Origin of the sequence: Lawsonibacter sp. (assembly GCF_022777125.1) — a bacterium.
In the GTDB taxonomy this organism is placed as follows: Bacteria; Bacillota; Clostridia; order Oscillospirales; family Oscillospiraceae; genus Lawsonibacter_A; species Lawsonibacter_A hominis.
Genome location: NZ_JALFGV010000160.1, coordinates 1 through 7,664 on the forward strand (window position 1 = coordinate 1; position 7,664 = coordinate 7,664).

The following is a 7,664-nucleotide window of genomic DNA, read 5'->3' on the forward strand; positions in this document are numbered from 1 at the left end:
CACACCGGCGGGGACAACAACCTGCTGCTGATGGATGCCGGGGCGATCCCGGCCTCCCTCACCTCGGAGCAGAACGGCAATCCCCAGAGCATTCAGTACATCATGCGCACCCAGGAGATCAAGGTGGAGGAGGAGTCCCAGCAGGCCCCCTCCCAGCAGAGCGCCGATCAGGGCACCTTCTGGAGCCGCGTCGCCGCCATGTTCCGGGACTTCTGGAACGCCATCACCGGCCTGTTCCGCAAATAAGGGTCTTTCATCCCCTCCCGTCCTGCCGGCGGGAGGGGATGACTCTACAGAGTGCCACCGAGATGAAATGGACCGGGCTGCGCCTGCTGTTCCTGCCGTCAAAACAGGCGCTCCATTGCCGGCCAAATGGATTCCGTTTGATGAGTGGCCGCCCTTGGGCTGTTTCTTTTTCGTTATCCCTTTGTCAAGCCCAGAACGACCTCGGCGCAGCGCTCCAGCCCCAGCGCCCCGCTGTCCAGCGCCAGGTGATGTTCTGGCCATGCCCCACTCCCGGTCGGTAAAATGCTTGTAGTTTCCCCGCCGCCTCTTGTCCTTGTCCTGAAGCCGCTTTTTCGGGCTCTTATGGCTCTCACCGTAAACGGCAAGAGATTCGCGGGCGGCTCCAGTTCCCCACAATACCTGGCCCGGGCTTTCTCTGGAAGTGATTCTAAGGTGATTCGTAATTGCTTACCACGCCCTTTTCCATTGATATAGGGACATACGCCTTCTTTTCAGTTCACTGATAGTAAGCAGAGCAAGAGGAAGCGCGGGCATATCTGAAAAAATGAGCCGCGGATGAGAACATGAAGTGATCCCCCTGGAACAAAGAGCGCGAAGCACTGCCTAAGGATGCGGCGCTGTGTTTTTCCCCAAGGGGCGGCTGCTTGGAGCGGCGGCTTCCTGTACTTCCCGCCAAGATTTGCAATTTTACAGGAAAGTGATTGCAGAAACCGGTAGGCTCAGCTATAATGAAACTGAAAAGAGAAAACGGGAACGCACTTCCGGCAACGGCTGCCGGAAGTGAAGCAGGCAAGCGTATACCTGCTTCTTCTATATCCGCCGCTCCGGCGGGATACACGAAACTCTGACAAGGAAAGGAAGGATACGACAGCATGGCGGAATGCAAGTTTAACAAAGTCCTGGTTGCGAATCGCGGCGAAATCGCCATCCGCGTGTTCCGGGCCTGCTACGACCTGGGTCTGCACACGGTGGCCATGTATTCCAACGAGGACACCTACAGCCTGTTCCGCACCAAGGCGGACGAGGCCTACCTCATCGGCGAGAACAAATCGCCCCTGGGCGCTTATCTGGATATCCCAGGCATCATCGATCTGGCGAAGCGCCGCAATGTGGACGCCATCCACCCCGGCTACGGCTTTTTGTCCGAAAACGCGGACTTTGCCAAGGCCTGCGAGGACGCGGGCATCACCTTTATCGGCCCCTCTTCCCAAATTCTGGCCCAGATGGGTGACAAGCTCACGGCCAAATCCATTGCCAGGGCCTGCCGGGTACCGACCATCCCCGGTTCCGACCAGCCGCTGAACGACGCCGAGGAAGCCCTGGCAAAAGCCAAGGAATACGGCTTTCCCATCATCCTTAAGGCCGCCGGCGGCGGCGGCGGCCGCGGCATGCGGCGCTGCGACAAGCCGGAAGAGGTCATCCCCGCCTTTCATCTGGTAAAGGGCGAGGCCAAAAAGGCCTTCGGCAACGAGGATATCTTTATCGAAAAATACCTGGTGGAACCCAAACATATCGAGATCCAGATCCTGGGCGACAAGCATGGCAACGTAGTGCACCTGTACGAGCGGGACTGCTCGCTCCAGCGCCGCTATCAGAAAGTGGTGGAGTTCGCCCCCGCCTGGAGCGTGCCGGAGGCTACCCGCGCCAAGCTCTATGCGGACGCCGTCAAGGTGGCCAGGCACGTGGGCTACGTCTCCGCGGGCACGGTGGAATTCCTGGTGGACAAAAACGGCAATCACTACTTCATTGAGATGAATCCCCGCATCCAGGTGGAGCACACTGTCACCGAGATGGTCACCGGCGTGGATCTGGTGCGGGCCCAGATCCTCATTGCCGAGGGTCTCCCCCTCTCCACCCCCGAGATCGGCATTCCCAGCCAGGATGCGGTGCACCTCAACGGCTACGCCCTCCAGTGCCGGGTCACCACCGAGGACCCGGCCAACCACTTCGCCCCCGACACCGGCAAGATCACCGCCTACCGCTCCGGCGGCGGCTTCGGTGTCCGGCTGGACGGCGGCAACGCCTATACCGGCGCGGTCATCTCCCCTTACTACGACAGCCTGCTGGTCAAGGTCACCTCCTGGGACAATACCTTCCAGGGCGTGTGCCGCAAGGCCATGCGCGCCATCAGCGAGGAGCACGTCCGGGGCGTGAAGACCAATATTCCCTTCGTCACCAATATCCTGGCCCACCCCACCTTTCAGTCCGGGGCATGCCACACCAAGTTCATCGACGAGACGCCCGAGCTCTTCGACATCGACACCGGCAAGGACCGCGCCACCAAGATTCTCAAATACATCGCCCAGATTCAGGTGGATAACCCCTCCGCCGAGCGGGCCCAATTGGACATCCCGCGCTTTCCGCCCTACGAGAATACCCCGCCCAGGTGCACCGGACTCAAGCAGCTGCTGGATGAAAAGGGGCCCGAGGCGGTGCGCGACTGGGTGCTGGGGCAGAAAAAGCTGCTGATTACCGACACCACCATGCGCGACGCGCATCAGTCCCTGCTGTCCACCCGGGTGCGTACCCGCGACATGCTCAAGGGAGCGGAAGGCACGGCGGAGATTCTGAACGACTGCTTCTCGCTGGAGATGTGGGGCGGCGCCACCTTCGACGTGGCCTACCGCTTCCTCCACGAGTCCCCCTGGGAGCGGCTGCGGCTGCTGCGGGAGAAAATCCCGAATATCCCCTTCCAGATGCTGCTGCGGGGCGCCAACGCCGTGGGCTACACCAACTATCCCGATAACCTGATCCGCGCCTTCATCAAGGAGGCCGCCGCCGGCGGCATCGACGTGTTCCGGGTCTTCGACTCTCTGAACTGGCTGCCCGGCATGGAGGTGGCCATGGACGAGGTGCTCAGGCAGGGCAAGCTCTGCGAGGCCGCCGTCTGCTACACCGGCGATATTCTGGACCCCAAGCGGGATAAATACACCCTGCAGTACTACGTGGATATGGCCAAACAGCTGGAACAGCGGGGCGCGCATCTGCTGTGCATCAAGGATATGTCCGGCCTGCTCAAGCCCTATGCGGCCAGGAGGCTGGTCGCCGCCCTCAAGCAGGAGGTGGGCATCCCCATCCACCTGCACACCCACGACACCTCCGGCAACCAGGTGGCCACCTATCTGATGGCGGCCGAGGCCGGCGTGGACATCGTGGACTGCGCCATCGACTCCATGTCCTCCACCACCAGCCAGCCCTCCATGAATGCGGTGGTGGCCTCGCTGAACGGGCAGGAGCGGGATACCGGGCTGGACAGCGGGAAGCTGCAGAAGCTCTCCGACTACTGGGCCGACGTGCGCCTGCGCTACGCCAGCTTTGAGGCCGGGATCAAAAACCCCTCCACGGATATTTACCGCTATGAGATGCCCGGCGGCCAGTACACCAACCTCAAGAGCCAGGTGGAGAGCCTAGGCCTCGGCCACCAGTTCGAAGACGTCAAGGAGATGTACGTCCAGGTCAACCACATGCTGGGCGACATCGTGAAGGTCACCCCCTCCTCCAAGATGGTGGGCGATCTGGCCATCTTCATGGTACAGAACGGCCTGACCCCCGAGAATATCGTGGCGCGGGGGGAGGCCCTCACCTTCCCCGATTCCGTGGTCAGTTACTTCAAGGGCATGATGGGCCAGCCCGCCTGGGGCTTCCCGGAAGATCTGCAAAAAGTGGTCCTCAAGGGGGAGGCGCCCATTACCTGCCGGCCCGGCGAGCTGCTGGAGCCCATCGACTTTGAAAAGGCCCGGGAAGAGGTACGCAAATTCTATCCCAATGCCGACGACCACAACGTCATCTCCTGGTGCCTGTATCCGAAGGTGGTGGAGGACTTCTACCGCCACCGTCAGGCCTACGGCTATATCATGCGCATGGGCAGCCATGTCTTCTTCAACGGCATGGCCCTGGGCGAGACCAACAAGATCAACATTGAGGACGGCAAGACCCTGGTCATCAAATACGTGGGCCTGGGCGACCTGAACGAGGACGGCACCCGCAACGTCCACTTCGAGCTCAACGGCATGAGCCGCGGGGTAGCCGTGCCCGACAAAAATGCCGAGGCCACCGTGCGTCATGTCGCTCTGGCCGACCCCGCAGACAAGAGCCAGGTGGGCGCCTCCATCCCCGGCATGGTATCCAAGATCAGTGTCAAGCCCGGCGATCCGGTGGAGGAGAATCAGGTCCTGGCCGTCATCGAGGCCATGAAGATGGAGACCTCCGTGGTGGCCCGCATGAAGGGCACCGTGGATCAGGTGCTCATCAAAGAGGGCGGCAGCGTCAAGGCCGGCGAACTGCTCATCACCATCCGGTAAGACCTGCTCCCGCGCCTGTCTCGCCGTTCACGCCGCGCTCCTGCACACACGGCGGCCCGATGCCTGGCGTTGCATTCAAATGAACCTGAAACGGGGCCGGCCTGCAGACCGGCCCCGCCGTTTTCCTCCCTGCCGATTTCCGTCATTCATAAGGAGGTTTTCATGGAAACGATTCTCCACCTGCTTCCCCTCCCCGCGGACGGCCAGGACGCGTTCCGCGCCGCCGCGCCGGAAGCGCGTCACATCTTCCTTCCAACCGACGATCGGGGCGGTCTCCGGGACCTTGCTCCGGAATTGTTCCAGCAGACCACGATCCTGTTTGGCTTCGTACCTCCGGACCGGCTTCGCCGCTTTTCGCACCTTAAATGGGTCCAGAGCTGGAATGCGGGGGTGGACTCCTACCTGGCCCCCGGCGTGCTGCCGGAGGGCGCCATGCTTACCTCCGCCGCTGGGGCCTACGGTCCCGCTGTATCCGAGCATATGCTGGCCATGCTGCTGGCCCTCTATAAGCGTCTTCCCACCTACCAGGACCAGCAGAGCTCCCATATCTGGGCCGACCGGGGGCCCGTATCCACGCTTCACGGCAAGACGGTCTTGATCGGCGGCGCCGGCGACATCGGCCGCCATTTTGCCCTTCTGGCCCGGGCGCTGGGCGCGTCCCGGATTTTGGGCCTGTGCCGCAGCGCCCGGGATGTGCAGGGATTCGACCAGGTCTACGCGCTGGATGCGCTGGATATGCTGCTTCCCAAGGCCGATGTGGTGGCCCTGGCCCTGCCCCATGCCCCGGAGACGGTCCGTCTGCTCGACCGCCGCCGTCTGATGCGGATGAAGCCGCGTGCGGTGCTGCTCAATGCGGGCCGCGGCTCCGCCGTGGACTGCGCCGCGCTGGCGGAGCTTCTCTCCGCCGGGCATCTGCTGGGGGCCGGACTGGACGTCACCGATCCGGAGCCTCTGCCGCCGGATCATCCGCTCTGGGACGCGCCCAATGTCCTCATCACGCCCCACACTGCCGGGGGCTACAACCACATGCAGCTGACGCTGGACCGCATCCGGGCTCTTTTCCTGGATAATCTGAAGCGCTATGTCGCCGGAGAGCCCCTCCGCAACCGGATGCGCTGAATTCGGGCCGCGCGCTGCATTTCCACGGCCCCGGCGCGCTGCCTTCTCCGGTTCGACGGCATAATCCTCCGATTTATGGTATCCTTCTCAAAAAGGAGGCCCTGCCATGAAACGCGCCGCCGTTTTGCTGTCCGCCCTGCTTCTGCTGCTCCCTGCCGCCCGGGCCCAGCCGTCCCCGGTCACACGCATTCAGTTGATCCGTGCTCTTTGGGTCTGGGGCGGGTCCGTCCCTTACGATGCCGCCGGCCCCTTTTCCGATGTCACGCAGGAAGACGACGGCGCCACCGCCGTCGCCTGGGCCTACGATCTGGGCATCCTTCTCGGCACCGGCGGCGGCCGCTGTTCCCCGTACCGCCCGGTCACTCGGGAGGAAACCGCCGTCCTGCTCCGCCGGTATGCGGCCCGTCTGGGCCGGGACACCTTTCTTCCCGACGGTGTGGCCGCCTGCAACGACTATGAGGGCATCTCCCCATGGGCGGACGATTCTCTCTACTGGGCGGCCGATACCGGTCTCATCGACTGGTCCTCGGGCGGCCGCTTGGATCCCGGCGGCACGCTCACTCCGGACGCATTGGAAAACATCCTCATCCGTTTTTCCGGTCTTTCCTGCCCTTAAGGCGGCCGATAACGCCTTGCCGGCAAAGCTGCGGCCCGCCGCGCGCCTGCGGGCGGGACCTCTGCGCGTTTTTTTGACAAATGAAAGGGCCGGAGGTTTTTTGAACCGCCCCCGATTGTGCGGACAGCACAAAAACGCCCCTAATATAGGACTATGAGATTTTCAAGCAGCAAACTGGCGGCGCAATTCCAGAGGCGTCAGTTTTGTTTTTGATTGAATGCGCTGGTGATTGTAAAAGAAAATATAATCGTCAATGAGCGCTCTGGCCTCGGCAAAAGAATTGATTTTGGTTCTGTAGATGCACTCTGTTTTGAGAATAGAAAAGAAATTTTCAGCCAGAGCGTTGTCATACGGATTTCCGCGTCTTGACATTGAGGGCGTAATCCCGTATCTTTGAGTTAGCTCAAAATATGCTTCTGAGGCGTACTGAGCACCCTGGTCACTGTGGAGTTGCAGCTCTGCAGTGACCTTTTCTTTCTTCTTGGCCGCCTTGATCGTATTCAGTACCAGGTTGACATTCTGGTTCGTGGCGGTCTTGTAGATAACGATGCTGTTGTCATAGAGATCTCGGATGATGGATAAGTACAAGGTTCCTTGTCCAGTGCTGATGTACGAAATGTCCGTTACCCATTTTTGATTCGGACATTCAGCGGTGAAATCTCTGTTCAACAGATTGGGGTATTTGTGCAGACCTTCCCCATATCTTACATATCGTTTTCTTCTTATAACCGACAGCAAATTGTACTTATTCATTACTCTGAGAATGGTTTTAGGGTTGTGGTGGATGCCTTTGCGTTCAAGCCAGATACACACTCTGCGGTATCCATATGTGTTCCGGCTCTCTGCCTGACACTCTCGTATTTTTTCAGCAAGGGGCAAATCTTTGGCCAGGGCATCCATCCTGCTGACATATCCGTAGTAACCGCTACGGGATACTTCAAAAAAAACGACACATTTCGCTGATGGGATACTCTTTTCTGTGTCGATATATCACCTTGTATTTTACGCTGATCTTCACTCCTTCCCAGTGAGCAAGAGAAAATCCCGCAACAGCTCTACTTCCATTTTCAAGCGCTTGTTTTCGTATTTGTACTCTGCCAGGGCCTTCGCAGGTTTCCGACCACGCTGCTTCGGTATGCCATGCAGCTCCTTTTTCCTTTCGCGTGTAAGAAGATGATGGATTGCTCTCTCTCCTGTCACCCCAAGTCTCTCCGCAACCTCTCGCTGTGTCATTCCGCCTTCAAGCATTTCTTTGATTTTAGGCAGTAATTCCTGGGTGTGCTGATACTTCCTTGCCATAATAATACCCCCTAATGTAGTACTTTCATTTTCCTTCATTAGGGGGCGTTTTGTCTATTGTCCGTTTTTACTGGTTCGGTTCA

General features: G+C 59.8%; 6 protein-coding genes. 4 read left to right on the plus strand and 2 right to left on the minus strand.

Features of this window, described 5'->3' with window-relative positions; genetic code table 11:
- The 4 genes from MR825_RS13265 to MR825_RS13280 all read left to right on the plus strand — a co-directional run.
- Positions 1 to 246: hypothetical protein (locus MR825_RS13265; protein ID WP_287881146.1), on the plus strand; the 246-nt coding region annotated here is incomplete at its 5' end.
- An 872-nt stretch (positions 247 to 1,118) separates the two neighbouring features.
- Positions 1,119 to 4,547, plus strand: coding sequence for a pyruvate carboxylase (locus MR825_RS13270; protein WP_287881147.1), 3,429 nt, complete (start codon positions 1,119 to 1,121; stop codon positions 4,545 to 4,547).
- A gap of 162 nt (positions 4,548 to 4,709) precedes the next feature.
- Complete coding sequence (locus MR825_RS13275) at positions 4,710 to 5,666, plus strand: D-2-hydroxyacid dehydrogenase (RefSeq protein WP_287881149.1); 957 nt, start codon at positions 4,710 to 4,712, stop codon at positions 5,664 to 5,666.
- A gap of 106 nt (positions 5,667 to 5,772) precedes the next feature.
- On the plus strand, positions 5,773 to 6,282 hold the full coding sequence (locus MR825_RS13280) for an S-layer homology domain-containing protein (RefSeq protein WP_186908632.1): 510 nt from the start codon (positions 5,773 to 5,775) through the stop codon (positions 6,280 to 6,282).
- 162 nt (positions 6,283 to 6,444) lie between these two features.
- Here MR825_RS13280 and MR825_RS13285 read toward each other — a convergent pair whose 3' ends face one another.
- Complete coding sequence (locus tag MR825_RS13285; protein WP_353845890.1) at positions 6,445 to 7,269, minus strand: IS3 family transposase; 825 nt, start codon at positions 7,267 to 7,269, stop codon at positions 6,445 to 6,447.
- Between the two features lie 27 nt (positions 7,270 to 7,296).
- Positions 7,297 to 7,581, minus strand: a complete 285-nt coding sequence (locus MR825_RS13290; RefSeq protein ID WP_207723784.1) for an imidazolonepropionase — start codon at positions 7,579 to 7,581, stop codon at positions 7,297 to 7,299.
- Positions 7,582 to 7,664 lie beyond the last annotated feature (83 nt).

Coding starts and splice junctions, on each gene's coding strand:
- MR825_RS13280 (WP_186908632.1), top strand. CDS start 5,773: ATGAAACGCGCCGCCGTTTTGCTGTCCGCCCTGCTTCTGCTGCTCCCT.
- MR825_RS13270 (WP_287881147.1), top strand. CDS start 1,119: ATGGCGGAATGCAAGTTTAACAAAGTCCTGGTTGCGAATCGCGGCGAA.
- MR825_RS13290 (WP_207723784.1), bottom strand. CDS start 7,581: ATGGCAAGGAAGTATCAGCACACCCAGGAATTACTGCCTAAAATCAAA.
- MR825_RS13275 (WP_287881149.1), top strand. CDS start 4,710: ATGGAAACGATTCTCCACCTGCTTCCCCTCCCCGCGGACGGCCAGGAC.